13 protein-coding genes are annotated in these 14,023 nt (G+C 69.4%); 4 read left to right on the forward strand and 9 right to left on the reverse strand.

The features are described 5' to 3' along the window. Window positions 1-29: 29 nt before the first annotated feature. The 7 genes from AW273_RS07965 to AW273_RS07995 form a co-directional block, all read right to left on the reverse strand. Window positions 30-776 (reverse strand): succinate dehydrogenase/fumarate reductase iron-sulfur subunit, encoded by a 747-nt coding sequence (locus AW273_RS07965; RefSeq protein ID WP_062339010.1) that lies wholly within the window; start codon window positions 774-776, stop codon window positions 30-32. Continuing rightward, window positions 773-2,665, reverse strand: a complete 1,893-nt coding sequence (locus AW273_RS07970) for a fumarate reductase/succinate dehydrogenase flavoprotein subunit (RefSeq protein WP_083949587.1) — start codon at window positions 2,663-2,665, stop codon at window positions 773-775. Before AW273_RS07970 ends, AW273_RS07965 begins: the two co-directional genes overlap by 4 nt. Before the next feature lie 12 nt (window positions 2,666-2,677). Next, window positions 2,678-3,463: a succinate dehydrogenase subunit SdhC gene (gene sdhC, locus AW273_RS07975; protein ID WP_062346725.1), complete on the reverse strand. Its 786-nt coding sequence runs from the start codon at window positions 3,461-3,463 to the stop codon at window positions 2,678-2,680. 222 nt (window positions 3,464-3,685) lie between these two features. Next, a complete protein-coding gene (locus AW273_RS07980; protein WP_157555633.1) occupies window positions 3,686-4,138 on the reverse strand; it encodes a response regulator in 453 nt (150 codons plus the stop codon). Beyond that, the gene (locus AW273_RS07985) at window positions 4,131-5,690 is read right to left on the reverse strand and encodes a sensor histidine kinase (protein ID WP_062346727.1); all 1,560 of its coding nucleotides are present in this window, start codon (window positions 5,688-5,690) and stop codon (window positions 4,131-4,133) included. Before AW273_RS07985 ends, AW273_RS07980 begins: the two co-directional genes overlap by 8 nt. 1 nt (window position 5,691) lies before the next feature. Continuing rightward, window positions 5,692-6,846 (reverse strand): PP2C family protein-serine/threonine phosphatase, encoded by a 1,155-nt coding sequence (locus tag AW273_RS07990; RefSeq protein ID WP_062346729.1) that lies wholly within the window; start codon window positions 6,844-6,846, stop codon window positions 5,692-5,694. Window positions 6,847-6,894: 48 nt separating this feature from the next. Then, on the reverse strand, window positions 6,895-7,824 hold the full coding sequence (locus AW273_RS07995; protein WP_062346731.1) for a LysR family transcriptional regulator: 930 nt from the start codon (window positions 7,822-7,824) through the stop codon (window positions 6,895-6,897). 152 nt (window positions 7,825-7,976) lie between these two features. On the opposite strand from AW273_RS07995, the gene AW273_RS08000 reads away from it, so the two are divergent. From AW273_RS08000 to AW273_RS08010, 3 genes are read left to right on the forward strand one after another with little or no spacing between them, the layout of a single operon-like run. Beyond that, complete coding sequence (locus tag AW273_RS08000; protein WP_369409032.1) at window positions 7,977-8,714, forward strand: succinate dehydrogenase cytochrome b subunit; 738 nt, start codon at window positions 7,977-7,979, stop codon at window positions 8,712-8,714. Beyond that, entirely contained in the window at window positions 8,711-10,636 is a 1,926-nt protein-coding gene (locus AW273_RS08005) for a fumarate reductase/succinate dehydrogenase flavoprotein subunit (RefSeq protein WP_062346732.1), read from the forward strand. The genes AW273_RS08000 and AW273_RS08005 overlap by 4 nt, the downstream gene beginning before the upstream one ends. Beyond that, complete coding sequence (locus tag AW273_RS08010) at window positions 10,633-11,379, forward strand: succinate dehydrogenase/fumarate reductase iron-sulfur subunit (RefSeq protein WP_062346735.1); 747 nt, start codon at window positions 10,633-10,635, stop codon at window positions 11,377-11,379. The genes AW273_RS08005 and AW273_RS08010 overlap by 4 nt, the downstream gene beginning before the upstream one ends. Before the next feature lie 64 nt (window positions 11,380-11,443). On the opposite strand, the gene AW273_RS08015 is transcribed toward AW273_RS08010, so the two are convergent. After that, complete coding sequence (locus AW273_RS08015) at window positions 11,444-12,019, reverse strand: Clp protease N-terminal domain-containing protein (RefSeq protein WP_062346737.1); 576 nt, start codon at window positions 12,017-12,019, stop codon at window positions 11,444-11,446. A 2-nt stretch (window positions 12,020-12,021) separates the two neighbouring features. After that, window positions 12,022-12,255 carry a hypothetical protein gene (locus AW273_RS08020; protein ID WP_030451855.1) on the reverse strand — a complete coding sequence of 78 codons (234 nt, stop codon included), beginning with the start codon at window positions 12,253-12,255 and terminating at the stop codon, window positions 12,022-12,024. Between the two features lie 92 nt (window positions 12,256-12,347). On the opposite strand from AW273_RS08020, the gene AW273_RS08025 reads away from it, so the two are divergent. Next, window positions 12,348-14,023 (forward strand): ABC transporter transmembrane domain-containing protein (locus tag AW273_RS08025; RefSeq protein ID WP_062346738.1); only part of this gene is annotated, 1,676 nt, incomplete at its 3' end.

Consider the following 14,023-nt stretch of genomic DNA (forward strand, 5'->3'; position numbering starts at 1 on the left):
CAGTCCAGACCGGCTCTTTCGGGTGCGGGCTAACGACGGAAGATCTTGTTCCCCAGCCAAACCAGCGGGTCGTACTTCCGGTCGACGACGCGCTCCTTCATCGGGATGAGCGCGTTGTCGGTGATCTTGATGTGCTCGGGGCACACCTCGGTGCAGCACTTCGTGATGTTGCAGTAGCCCAGGCCGTGGTCCTCCTGCGCGGAGTCCTTGCGGTCGGCCACGTCGTAGGGGTGCATGTCGAGCTCGGCGATGCGCATGAGGAAACGCGGACCCGCGAAATGGGTCTTGTTCTCCTCGTGGTCACGGATGACGTGACACACGTTGTTGCACATGAAGCACTCGATGCACTTGCGGAACTCCTGCGAGCGCTCCACGTCGATCTGCTGCATGCGGTATTCGCCCGGCTTCACGTCCTTCGGCGGCGTGAACGACGGGATCTCGCGGGCCTTCTGGTAGTTGTACGACACGTCGGTCACCAGGTCTTTGATGACCGGGAAGGTGCGCATCGGGGTGACCGTGATGGTCTCGTCCTCGGTGAAGGTCGACATGCGGGTCATGCAGCCCAGCCGGGGCTTGCCGTTGATCTCCATCGAGCACGAGCCGCACTTGCCGGCCTTGCAGTTCCAGCGCACCGCGAGGTCGGGCGCCTGGGTGGCCTGCAGGCGGTGGATGACGTCGAGGACGACCTCGCCCTCGTTGACCTCGACCGTGAAGTCCTCCAGGCGGCCTTCTCCGCCCTCGCCGCGCCAGACGCGGAACTTGCCCTTGTAACTCATGACAACTCCTTGGCCGCGGCGTCGTACTCCGCGAGTTCATCCTCGGTGAGGTACTTCGAGAGCTCGGCCCGGTCGAACAGGGTGATCAGGTCGGCGCGCATGGACACCTGGGTCTTCTCGACGACCTGGACCTCGGAACCGTCGGGCTTGGCCGAGCAGACCAGCAGCTTGCGGCGCCACTCCGGCTCCATCGCCGGATAGTCGTCGCGGGTGTGGCCGCCCCGGCTCTCCTGCCGCAGCAGCGCGGCCTTGGCCACGCACTCGCTGACCAGCAGCATGTTGCGCAGGTCGATGGCGAGGTGCCAGCCGGGGTTGTAGATCTTGCCGCCGGGGGCGGTCGTGTTGGTCGCGCGCTCCTTGAGCTTCTCGACCACCTGAAGGGCCTCGGCGACCTCGTTCTCCTTGCGGATGATGCCGACCAGGTCGTTCATCGTGCGCTGGAGCTCGTGGTGGACCTCGTAGGGGTTCTCGCCGCCCTGGCGCTCCAGCGGGGCGACCGCCTCGGCGTGGGCCTCCTCGACGCCGGTCACCTGCGGGCGCCGGTCGCCCAGCGAGTCGACGTACGCCGCCGCGCCCGCGCCCGCCCGGCGGCCGAAGACCAGCAGGTCGGACAGGGAGTTGCCGCCCAGGCGGTTGGAGCCGTGCATGCCGCCCGACACCTCGCCGGCCGCGAACAGGCCGGGCACCGAGGCCGCGGCGGTGTCGGCGTCGACCTCGACGCCGCCCATGACGTAGTGGCAGGTCGGGCCGACCTGCATCGGCTCGGCGGTGATGTCGACGTCGGCCAGCTCCTTGAACTGGTGGTGCATCGATGGCAGCCGCTTGATGATCTCGGCGGCGGGGAGGCGGCTGGACACGTCGAGGAAGACGCCGCCCTGGGGCGAGCCGCGCCCGGCCTTCACCTCGGAGTTGATCGCGCGGGCCACCTCGTCACGCGGCAGCAGCTCCGGGGGGCGGCGGTTGTTGGCCTGGTCGGTGTACCAGCGGTCGCCCTCCTCCTCGGAGGTGGCGTACTTGTCCTTGAAGACGTCCGGGATGTAGTCGAACATGAACCGGCGGCCCTCGGAGTTGCGCAGCACCCCGCCGTCGCCGCGGACCGACTCGGTCACCAGGATGCCCCGCACCGACGGCGGCCAGACCATGCCGGTCGGGTGGAACTGGATGAACTCCATGTTGATGAGCTGGGCGCCCGCGAGCAGGGCCAGCGCGTGGCCGTCGCCGGTGTACTCCCAGGAGTTCGAGGTGACCACGAACGACTTGCCGATGCCGCCGGTGGCCAGGACCACGGCCGGGGCGTCGAAGACGATGAACTTGCCGGTCTCGCGCCAGTAGGCGAAGGCGCCGGAGATCGCGTCGCCGTCCTTCAGCAGGCGGGTGACGGTGCACTCGGCGAAGACCTTGATGTAGGCCTCGTAGTCGCCGTGGACCTCGAAGTCCTCCTGCTGGAGGGCCACCACGCGCTGCTGGAGGGTGCGGATCATCTCCAGGCCGGTGCGGTCGCCGACGTGGGCCAGGCGCGGGTATTCGTGCCCGCCGAAGTTGCGCTGGCTGATCTTGCCGTCTTTGGTGCGGTCGAACAGCGCGCCCCACGCCTCCAGCTCCCAGACCCGGTCGGGAGCCTCCTTCGCGTGCAGCTCGGCCATCCGCCAGTTGTTCAGGAACTTGCCGCCCCGCATGGTGTCGCGGAAGTGGACCATCCAGTTGTCGTCGGAGTTGACGTTGCCCATCGCCGCGGCCGCGCCGCCCTCGGCCATGACGGTGTGCGCCTTGCCGAACAGCGACTTGCAGACGATCGCGGTGCGCTTGCCCTGCTGACGTGCCTCGATCGCCGCCCGGAGCCCGGCTCCGCCGGCTCCGATGACGACGACGTCGTATTCGTGACGTTCCACGGTGAACAGTCCTTACGCGAACGGGAAGGTGATGACGCCCTTGGCCACCATGCGGACGTAGAAGTCGGCGATCATCACCGAGAACAGCGACGCCCACGCCAGTTGCATGTGCTTGGCGTTGAGCTTGGAGACGAAGGTCCAGGCCCGGTAGCGCAGCGGGTGCTTGGAGAAGTGGTTCAGCCGCCCGGCGGTGATGTGCCGGCACGAGTGGCACGACAGCGTGTACAGCACGATCAGGGCCGCGTTGACCAGCAGGATCCAGGTGCCCAGCCCCGCGGGCTTGTGGATCAGCGCGAGGATCGCGTCGTAGCTCAGAACGGCGCCGATCAGGATCGCGCCATAGAAGAAGTAGCGGTGGACGTTCTGGATGACCAGCGGGAGACGGGTCTCGCCGGTGTACTTCTTGTGCGGCTCGCCCACGGCGCAGGCGGGCGGGCTCAGCCAGAACGAGCGGTAGTACGACTTCCGATAGTAGTAGCACGTGAACCGGAAACCGGCCGGCAGGCCGAGGATGATCAGACCGGGCGGCAGCGTGAACCAGTCGCCGATCGGGGCCCAGCCGAACAACCGGGCGCCCTCCGGGCACGCCGTCGTCAGACACGGCGAGGAGAAGGGCGCGATATAGGGCTCGACGAAGTAACTCTTGTCGAAGATCGCCCAGAAACCGTAGATCAAGAAGAAGGTGAGACCGGCGAACGTGAGCGCCGGAGCGAGCCACCATCGGTCGGTGCGGAGCGTACGCACCTTGAGCTGAGCGCGTTGTTTTCTGGCCGGGCTCTCGGCCGTCTGCTGGGTCATCGGAGACCTTCCACCGGAACTGACCGCGTGACGCCGTGTTGGGCGGCTCGCGCCGAACCGCCGCGTCGCCACGCCGTATTGGTGGGGGCTACGTTACGACCATGTCATAGATACGTGTGAGGAGGGTCACTGACTTCTGGCCTGTGATTCCTGTCACGTTGTCTAAAAAGAGGCGGGACGCGAGCCACGACCGGCCTGCGGCCGTCCGCGTCTCGCTTTCGATCATGAGCCGCGCTGGGAGTTTCCCGGGAGCTTTACGACAGTCACAAAGAAATCATCAATCTGTCGTACTACCCGGATGAACTGGTCGAAATCCACCGGCTTGGAGACGTACGCGTTGGCGTGGAGTTTGTAGCTCCTGACGATGTCCTCCTCGGCCTCCGACGTGGTCAGCACCACGACGGGGATCGAGCGCAGCTCGGGGTCGGCCTTGATCTCCTCCAGGACCTCGCGGCCGTCCTTACGCGGCAGGTTGAGGTCGAGCAGGATCAGGTCGGGACGGGCCGAGCCGGCGTATTCGTCCTCGTGGCGGAGGAACCGCATCGCCTGCTCGCCGTCGTTGACGATGTGGAGCTTGTTGCGCACCTTGTTCAGCTCGAAGGCCTCCTGGGTGAGCAGCACGTCGCCCGGGTCGTCTTCGACCAGCAGCACGTCGATCCAGCGCAGCTCATTCATCAGTGGCCTCCAGAGTGAAGCGGAACGTGGTGCCCTTGTGCTCGGGGTGCTCTTCGAGCCAGATCCGGCCACCGTGATATTCGACGATCTTCCGGCACAGCGCCAGCCCGATGCCGGTCCCGGGATAGACGTCGCGGGGATGCAGGCGCTGGAAGATGAGGAAGATGCGGTCAGCGTACTTCGCGTCGACGCCGATGCCGTTGTCGGAGCAGGCGAACTCCCACATTCCGTCTTTGCGCTCGGCGGTGACCACGATCTTCGGGGGCTCCTCGGACCGGAACTTGATCGCGTTGCCGACGAGGTTCTGGAAGAGCTGGGTGAGCAGCAGCTTGTTGCCGCTGACGACCGGCAGGTTCTCGTGGACGACGGTGGCGCCGTTGTCCTCGATGCGGGCGGCCAGGTTGTCGAGCGCGGTCTGCAGCGCGTCGGCCGTCGAGGTCGGCACGCGGTCGGTGGTGACCCGGCCGACCCGGCTGAAGTCGAGCAGGTCGTTGATCAGGAGCTGCATGCGCTTGGCGCCGTCGACGGCGAACTTGATGTACTGCTTGGCCCGGTCGTCGAGCTGGTCGCCGTAGCGCTGCTCCAGCATCTGGCTGAAGCTGGAGACCTTGCGCAAGGGCTCCTGGAGGTCGTGGCTGGCGACGTACGCGAACTGCTCCAGTTCGCTGTTCGACCGCTTGAGCTCGGCCGCCTGGTCGGCCAGGGCCTGCTGGGCCTGCTGGGTCTGCCGCCATTCGCGCAGGACCCGGCGGCGCATCGCGTCGACGTGGCCCGACAATTCGGCCATCTCGGCCGGGCGGGTCACTTTGAGCTCGCTGTCGAAGTCGCCCGCGGCGACCTTGCGGACCTGCGACTGGAGCGCGGCCACGGGCCGCAGGACGACGTAGCGCACCAGGAGGGCGAAGGCGATCGCGGCGAGCAGCAGGACGGCGGCGAGGCTGGCGAGCGCGCCGTAGAAGACGTCCCAGCCCCGCTCCAGCCGGGAGGCGGCGTCGCCGTGGAGGAGGGTCAGGTGGTCCTGCTGGGCGGCCAGGGCGCCGCGGACGGCGCCGAACGCCTCGGTGTTCACCGCCGCCAGGTTGGACGCGGTGTCCCGGCCGGTCGCGGGCACCTGCCGGACGATCTCCTCGGCGTAGACCCGCCGCCAGTTCTCGATCGCGGCGAACAGCCGGTCGCTGTCCTGCCGGACCTCCGGGGCCCTCGGCAGCAGCGCCTCGATCTTGGCCTTGGCGGTCGCCGACGCCTTCTCGGCGTCGTCGTAGTCCTGCAGGTAGAAGGCCTCGTTGGTGCGGCCGTAGCCGCGCACCGTGCTCTCTTCGTCGGAGACCGACGTCGATATCTCCAGGGTGTGGAGCACGAGCGGGTCGATCACCTCGATGAGCGTCGCGCGCGCCTCGCGGGTGTCGTTCATCGTCTGGAGGGTGAACGCGATCGACGCCGCGAACAGCAGCGTCACGATCGCGCCGACCAGGAGGAACCAGCGGCCCGCGGGGAGTTTTCCCAGCCCGCGTGGCGGCTTGGGCGGGGCGAGCGGACGGATGGTCCTGCTCATGTCACCTCCGGGAGAGCGCGACGGCCGCGAGATCGTCGCTCAGCGCGTCGGCGTGCATGGTCTTGACCTGTTCGATCAACTGGTCGAGGAAGATACCGCCCTGCTCGCGGACCAAACGGATCAGGCCTTCGGTGCCCAGCAGGTCGCGGCCGTCGCCCACGGTGGCCTCGATCAGCCCGTCGGTGTAGAAGAGGAGCGACCAGGGCCCGTCCAGGGTGATGTCGACCGGGACCCACTCCATGTCGGGGAAGATCCCGAGCGGCGGACCCGACGGGACCTCGGTGACCACCTCGACGTCGTCACCGAGGATGACCACGGGCGGCGGGTGCCCGACCACGTAGAGCCGGGCCGAGTCGAGGCCGGGGGCGATCGTCGCGGTGACGAGCGTGGTGAAGATCTCGGGGGAGCCGCGCTCCAGCCGCAGCACCGAGTCCATCGTCCGCAGCACGCCGTTGCCGTCGAGCCCGGCCAGGGTGAGGGTCCGCCACGCGATGCGCAGCGCCGCGCCCAGCGCGGCCTCGTCGGGCCCGTGCCCGCAGACGTCTCCGACCAGGACGTGGATCGCTCCGTCGGCGGTCTGGACGGTGTCCCAGAAGTCGCCCGCCAGCAGGCCCGCCTCGCGGCCGGGCAGGTAGGTCGACTGGTGGACCAGCGCGTCGGTGTGCAGGATCGGGGTCGGCAGCAGCCCGTGTTCGAGCCGGGCGGTCTCCTCGCGGATCAGGCGCTGCTCCACCAGCTCGCGTTCGGCGATGTCGCCGCGCTTGCGCTCCATGGCGTAGCGGATCGCGCGGGCCAGCAGCTTGCCGTCGACGTCCTGCTTGATCAGGTAGTCTTCGGCGCCGGCCGCGACCGCGTCGATGGCGATCTGCACGTCGTTGAGGCCGGTCAGCACGACCACGGCCGTGTCGGGCGCCATGGCGGTCACCTGACGGACGGCGTCGAGACCCATCGCGTCGGGCAGCGACAGGTCGACGAGGACACAGTTCACCTCGGCGGTGAACCGGTCGCGTCCCTCGGCGAGGCTGCGGGCCCAAATGATCTTCGGCGGCTTCTGCGCGTCGGCCAGCAGCTCCTCGACAAGGAAAGCGTCCTCGGCGTCGTCCTCGATCAGGAGGAGGGTGACGAGGTCGGGCAGACCATGGGAGAGAGCGGGCACGAAGGCCTCTTTCCAGAGGAGGGCACCCCAAATAGTAGCGACAGGCCACTAGTGCTGGGGGAGCGCTTCGACGCCTTCGGGGAGCGTTCCCTCGCGGGTCGCCTCGACGAGGAAGCCCAGGAGAACGGCCCTGAAGGCCTGGGCCGCCCGCGTCGGCTCAACATCTTTGCGGTGCGCCAGCGCGACGGTTCTGCGCAGGTCGGGCAGCAGGGGCGCGCCCACCAGGCCGGGTCGTCCGTCGAGCACCATCGACGGCACCACGGCCACCCCGAGCCCGGCTTCGACGAACCGGAGCACGGCGTCCATCTCGCCGCCCTCCACGGCGAACCGGGGCTCGAACCCCGCCTGGCGGCACGCGTTGAGGGTGGCCTCACGCAGGTCGTACCCGCGCCGGAACATCACCAGCGGACGCCGCCGCAGCTCGTCGATGCGCACGTGGGAACGGCGGGTGGTCAGATGGGCGGGGGAGGCGACGACGAGGTGCTCCCGGAGGATCTCCTCGGTCACCAGCGACGGGTCGTCGCTCTGCAGCGGCAGGATGATCAGCGACAGGTCGAGCTGCCCCCGGGCCAATGCCCGCACGAGGTCGCGCGAGCCGCCTTCCTCGACCTGGATCTCCACCCCCGGATAGTCGTGGTGGAACCGGGCGAGCGCGTCGGCCAGCAGCCCCGCGCAGAGCGAGGGCGTGGCCCCGAGCCTGACCCGGCCGCGCCGCAGCCCGGCGAGTTCGGCGACCTCGCGCCGGGCCGTCTCGGCGTCGGCCAGCATGCGCCGCGCCAGCGGCAGCAGGGCCTCTCCGGCGGGGGTGAGCGTGACGTTGCCGCGCGCCCGGCTGAACAGGGGCGCGCCGAGGTCGGTCTCCAGGGTCTTGATCTGCTTGCTCAGCGACGGCTGGGCCACCCGCATCCGCTCGGCCGCGTGGGTGAAGTGGCGCGTCTCCGCCACCGCCACGAAATAGGCGAGCTGCTGCAACTGCACAGCTCATCACTGTACGGCTGTGACATTCGTCGCACGGGATCACCCCGGCCCGAAGGTCTTCCGCGCCAGGCCAGAGCGCATAGCCAGGGGCTATCGAAACCAGAACCCCGATGACTTGGACGTCACGAGACCGGATTCCTAGCGTTCTGGGCGTGACTGCCACTATCGACCGGGGCAAGGCCACCGAACCGGTCACCCAGATACCCTCCCGGCCCCGGCGATCCCGGCGCCGGGTCTCGTCGAACTCTCTCAAGGCCGTCATGGCCGTGTCGGGTGCGGTCCTGGTGTTCTTCCTGGTCGCGCACATGGCCGGAAACCTGAAGATCTTCGCAGGCGCGGAGTCGTTCAACGGCTACGCCGCCTGGCTCCGCGAGGTCGGCTACCCGCTGCTGCCGCACCGGGGCCTGCTGACCCTTCTCGAAGCGGGCCTGGTGGTCGCGATCGCGGCCCACATGTACTCGGCGATCGTGCTGGCCCGCCGGGCGGCGCACGCCCGTCCGGTCAAGTACGCCGCCAAGGTCAGGTCGAGGGCCGACGGCTACGCCACCCGCACCATGCGCTGGGGCGGCGTGATCATCTTCTTCTTCGTGATCTACCACCTGCTCGACATGACCTTCGGCGTGGCCAACCCCGAGGGCCACGCGGCCACCCCGTTCGACCGGATGGTCGCCGGGTTCGAGCCGGCGCGGTGGTACATCACGGTGTTCTACGTGATCTCGGTGGTCATGGTGGGCCTGCACCTGCGGCACGGCCTGTGGAGCGCCCTGCAGACCCTCGGCCTGGCCCGGCGTCACCCCGTGCTGAAGGCGGGCGCGACCGGTCTGAGCGCCCTGCTGACGATCGGTTTCCTGGTCGTCCCGCTGGCGATCACGTTTGGAGTCGTGCGATGAACTACCGCGAAGGTGAGCCGATCAAGGACACCAAGGCGCCCGAGGGCCCGATCGAAGACCGCTGGGAGAAGCGGAAGTTCTCGGCCCGCCTGGTCAACCCGGCCAACAAGCGCAAGATCAACGTCATCGTGGTCGGCACCGGCCTCGCGGGCGGCTCGGCCGCCGCGACCCTGGGCGAGCTCGGCTACAAGGTCAAGTCGTTCTGCTACCAGGACTCGCCCCGCCGGGCCCACTCGATCGCCGCGCAGGGTGGCATCAACGCCGCCAAGAACTACCGCGGCGACGGCGACTCGATCTACCGCCTGTTCTACGACACCGTGAAGGGCGGCGACTTCCGCGCCCGCGAGTCGAACGTCTACCGCCTCGCCCAGGTGTCGGTGAACATCATCGACCAGGCCGTGGCCCAGGGCGTGCCGTTCGCCCGCGAGTACGGCGGCCTCCTCGACACCCGCTCCTTCGGCGGCGCCCAGGTGTCGCGCACCTTCTACGCGCGCGGCCAGACGGGCCAGCAGCTCCTGCTCGGCGCCTACTCGGCGCTGGAGCGGCAGATCGCGGCCGGGACCGTCGAGATGCACACCCGCCACGAGATGCTCGAACTGATCGTCAGCGACGGCCGCGCCCGGGGCGTCGTGGTGCGCGACATGGTCACCGGCGAGGTCGAGACCCACCTGGCCGACGCGGTCGTGCTGGCCACCGGCGGCTACGGCAACGTCTTCTTCCTGTCGACCAACGCCAAGGGCTGCAACACCACGGCGATCTGGCGGGCCCACCAGAAGGGGGCCATGTTCGCCAACCCGTGCTACACGCAGATCCACCCGACCTGCATCCCGGTCTCCGGCGAATACCAGTCGAAGCTGACCCTGATGTCGGAGTCGCTGCGCAACGACGGCCGCGTCTGGGTTCCGCTGCACAAGGGCGACCAGCGTCCGGCGGGGGAGATCCCCGAGGACGAGCGCGACTACTACCTGGAGCGCATCTACCCGGCGTTCGGCAACCTGGTGCCGCGTGACATCGCCTCCCGCGCCGCCAAGAACGTCTGCGACGAGGGCCGCGGCGTCGGGCCGGGCGGCCTGGGCGTCTACCTCGACTTCGCCGACGCGATCGCCCGCCTCGGCCGCGAGGCCGTGGAGAAGAAGTACGGCAACCTCTTCGAGATGTACGAGCGCATCACCGGCGAGGACCCGTACACCCAGCCGATGCGCATCTACCCGGCCGTCCACTACACGATGGGCGGGCTCTGGGTCGACTACGACCTCCAGTCGTCCATCCCGGGCCTGTTCGTGATCGGCGAGGCCAACTTCTCCGACCACGGCGCCAACCGTCTCGGCGCGAGCGCGCTGATGCAGGGCCTGGCCGACGGCTACTTCGTGCTGCCGACCACCATCGGCGACTACCTGGCCGACGCGCACAGGTTCGACGCCATCGACGACCAGCAGGTCGCGGAGGCCGAGATCGCGGTGAAGAACCGGATCGAGAAGCTGCTGTCGGTGAACGGCACCCGTACCGCCGACTCCTTCCACCGCGAGCTCGGCAAGCTCATGTGGGACTACTGCGGCATGGAGCGGACCGAGGAGGGGCTGCGCAAGGCCCTGGAGCGCATCCCCGAGCTGCGCGCGGAGTTCTGGCGCGACGTCAAGGTGAGCGGCGTGAACGAGGAGCTCAACCAGGCCCTCGAACGCGCCGGCCGGGTGGCCGACTTCTTCGACCTGGCCGAGCTCATGTGCCTGGACGCCCTGCACCGCACCGAGTCGTGCGGCGGCCACTTCCGGGCCGAGTCGCAGGACGCCGACGGCGAGGCCCTCCGCGACGACGAGCACTTCGCCTACGTGGCCGCCTGGGAGTCCACCCCCGACGGCCCGGTCCTGCACAAGGAAGACCTCCAGTACGAGTACGTGAAGATGACCCAGCGGAGCTACAAGTGAACCTCACCCTGAAGGTCTGGCGGCAGAGCGGCCCCGACGACGACGGGCGGCTGGTGCGCTACGAGATCGAGGACGTCTCCCCGGACATGTCGTTCCTGGAGATGCTCGACGTGCTCAACGAGCGGCTCATCCTGGCGGGCGACGACCCGGTCGCGTTCGACCACGACTGCCGCGAGGGCATCTGCGGCATGTGCTCCATGATGATCGACGGCGTCGCGCACGGCCCGCAGAAGAACACGACCACGTGCCAGTTGCACATGCGCCACTACAAGGACGGCGACACCATCGTCATCGAGCCCTGGCGGGCCCGGCCGTTCCCCGTGGTGAAGGACCTGGTGGTCGACCGTTCGGCGTTCGACCGCATCATCCAGGCGGGCGGCTTCATCTCCGTCCCGGCCGGGTCGGCGCCCGACGCCCACGCCACCCCGGTGCCGAAGCTCGACGCCGACGCGGCGTTCGACGCGGCGACCTGCATCGGCTGCGGCGCCTGCGTGGCGGCCTGCCCGAACGGCTCGGCCTCGTTGTTCACCGCCGCGAAGATCACCCACCTGGGCCTGCTCCCGCAGGGTCAGCCCGAGCGGGGCTCCCGGGCCCGCGCCATGGTCGAGCAGATGGACGAGGAGGGCTTCGGCGGCTGCACCAACACCGGCGAGTGCACCGCGGTATGCCCGAAGGGCATTCCTCTCGACACGATCGCTCGCATGAACGCCGACTACCTGAGAGCATCCCGCAAGTCTGGGTAGGGACAGGTGCGCTCGATCCCCCGCCAAGGTCCAAATGGCCGGTCTTTGGCGGGGGATCGTGCTTTCATCTGGCCGGGCTGCTCAGTTCCTGTACGAGCGCCTCGCGCACCCGCGTGGGGGAGATGCCGGCCTCCGTGATGATCTGCATGGCCAGCCCGCCGCCCTCGCGGATCACGCCGAGCAGCACGTGCCCGTCGGTGATGGCCTTGTGCTTGAGGGCGATGGCCTCGCGCAGCGACAGTTCCAGCGTCTTCTTCGCGCGCGGGCCGAAGGGGATGTGCCGTCCGCTGCGCAGGAGGCCCCGGTGGTCGCGGACCGGTTCGCGGTCGAGGGCCCCGGGCCCGAAGGCCTCCTCGACCTTCTCCCTGATGGCGTCGAGGTCGATGCCGATGGTGCTGAGGAGTTCGGCGTCGAGCTCGTGCCCGCGCCGCCCGCCGGGCTGGTTGAGGATGTCGCGGAGCCGGGCCTCGGCGCCTCCGTGGTCGAGGCCCGTGAGGACGCGGGCGGCCAGTGACTCCGGGTCCTGGAGCATGGCCAGCAGGAGGTGTTCGGTGCCGATGCGCGGATGGTTCAGGCGCCGGGCCTCGACCTGGGCGGCGGAGACGACCCGGCGGGCGTCGTCGGTGAATCGTTCGAACATCGTCAGTCTCCCCGTCTGAGCAGGCCGCGCCCGCCCGCGTACTTCTTGTGGACGGCCTGTCTGGTGACGTCGAGGTGGACGGCGATGTCCTGCCACGACCAGCCCTGTTCACGGGCGTTCTCGACCTGGAGGGCCTCCAGGCGGTCGACGAGGATCCGCAGTGCCCTCACGGCCCGCAGACCGATCGAGGGATCACGGCTGCTCGCGTCGGAGGCGAGCTGCGCTGTCTCGTTCATGGTGTCAATGTAGGTTGACGCCATGGCTCGTGTCAACCCGCGTTGACGTAAATGGCTGGACGGCCGTTCAGCGAGATTGCCAGGCTTGCGGGATGCGCGCTCTTCCGGCCGGCGACCCCGGCGAACCAGACACGCGCGGCCCCGGCAGATACCTCTGGTGGATGGCCCGCGAACAGGGCCTGCCCATGTGGCTCGGCATCACCTACGCACTCGTGTGGTGGACCACCCAGGCTCTCATCCCGGCCGCGCTCGGGCTCGGCGTCAACGCGCTGATCGCCCGGGACACCGGTGAACTCGTGCGGTGGTCGGCGGTGCTGTTCGCGCTCGGCGTGGTGCAGGCCCTCACCGGCGTCCTGCGCCACCGCTGCGCCGTCTACACCTGGCTCTCGGCCGCCTACAAGACCGTCCAGCTCACCGGCCGCCAGGCCACCCGCCTGGGCGCGACCCTGCCCAAACGCCTCTCGACCGGCGAGGTGGTGAGCGTCGGCAACTCCGACATCGCCCACATCGGCAACGCGATGGACATCATCCTGCGCGGCGCCGGCGCGGTCGTCTCGGTCGTCGTGGTGACCGTCATCATGTTGTCGTCCTCGTTGCCGCTCGGCCTGCTCGTGCTGATCGGGGTGCCGCTGATGGCGCTGGCGATCAGCCCCCTGCTCCGGCCGCTGCACCGCAGGCAGCACGCCCAGCGCGACCTCCAGGGCGACCTCGCCACCCGGGCCGGCGACATCGTTTCGGGGCTGCGCGTGCTGCGCGGCATCGGCGGCGAGCAGGTGTTCGCCGAACGCTACCGGGCCGAGTCGCAGCGCACCCGCGCCGCGGGCGTGCGGGTCGCCTCGGTCGAGTCGCTGCTCGAAGGCGCCCAGGTGCTGCTGCCCGGCCTGCTGATCGCCTGCGTGACCTGGCTCGGCGCCCGCTTCGCGCTCGCGGGCGACCTGTCGGCGGGCGAACTGGTCTCCTTCTACGGGTACGCCGTCTTCCTGATCGCCCCGCTGCGCACGCTCACCGAGGCGGCCGACAAGCTGACCAAGGGCGTCGTGGCGGCCAAGCGGGTGGTCCGCATCCTGTCGCTGGAGCCCGAGATCACCGGCGGGGCCGCCCAGGCCCGCCACGGCGACCTGCGCGACGAGGAGTCGGGCGTCGTGCTCCGCGAGGGCGTGGTCACCGCGCTCGCCGCGGCCACACCCGAGGAGGCGAGCGCCATCGCCGACCGCCTGGGCCGCTACTCCGACGGCCGGGTGACGCTCGGGGGCGTGCCGCTGGCCGGCATGTCCATGGAGGCGGTGCGCGAGCACATCCTCGTCGCCGACAACGCCGCCGCGCTGTTCGCCGGCACCCTCCGGGAGGAGCTCGACGTGCGGGGCCACGGCGACGTCGAGGCGGCCGTGTACGCCGCCTGCGCCGAGGACATCGTCGAGGCGCTGCCCGACGGCCTGGACACCCACGTGGCCGAGGCCGGGCGGGAGTTCTCCGGCGGCCAGCAGCAGCGGCTCCGGCTCGCACGGGCGCTGGCCGCCGACCCGGAGATCCTGATCCTGGTCGAGCCGACCAGCGCCGTCGACGCCCACACCGAGGCCCGCATCGCCGAACGCCTCGCCAAGGCCCGTGCCGGACGGGCCACCCTCGTCGTCACCACGAGCCCGCTCGTGCTCGACCGGGCCGACCACGTCTTCTACGTGGAAGACGGCCGGACGTCCGCCGAGGGCAGCCACCGCGAGTTGCTGACCGCCAGCACCGCCTACCGCGCCACCGTCACCCGAGGGGAGGA

Source organism: Herbidospora yilanensis, from assembly GCF_001570565.1.
In the GTDB taxonomy this organism is placed as follows: domain Bacteria; phylum Actinomycetota; class Actinomycetes; order Streptosporangiales; family Streptosporangiaceae; genus Herbidospora; species Herbidospora yilanensis.

Coding starts and splice junctions, on each gene's coding strand:
- AW273_RS07965 (WP_062339010.1), bottom strand. CDS start 776: ATGAGTTACAAGGGCAAGTTCCGCGTCTGGCGCGGCGAGGGCGGAGAA.
- sdhC (WP_062346725.1), bottom strand. CDS start 3,463: ATGACCCAGCAGACGGCCGAGAGCCCGGCCAGAAAACAACGCGCTCAG.
- AW273_RS07980 (WP_157555633.1), bottom strand. CDS start 4,138: ATGAATGAGCTGCGCTGGATCGACGTGCTGCTGGTCGAAGACGACCCG.
- AW273_RS07985 (WP_062346727.1), bottom strand. CDS start 5,690: ATGAGCAGGACCATCCGTCCGCTCGCCCCGCCCAAGCCGCCACGCGGG.
- AW273_RS08005 (WP_062346732.1), top strand. CDS start 8,711: ATGAACTACCGCGAAGGTGAGCCGATCAAGGACACCAAGGCGCCCGAG.
- AW273_RS08015 (WP_062346737.1), bottom strand. CDS start 12,019: ATGTTCGAACGATTCACCGACGACGCCCGCCGGGTCGTCTCCGCCGCC.
- AW273_RS08020 (WP_030451855.1), bottom strand. CDS start 12,255: ATGAACGAGACAGCGCAGCTCGCCTCCGACGCGAGCAGCCGTGATCCC.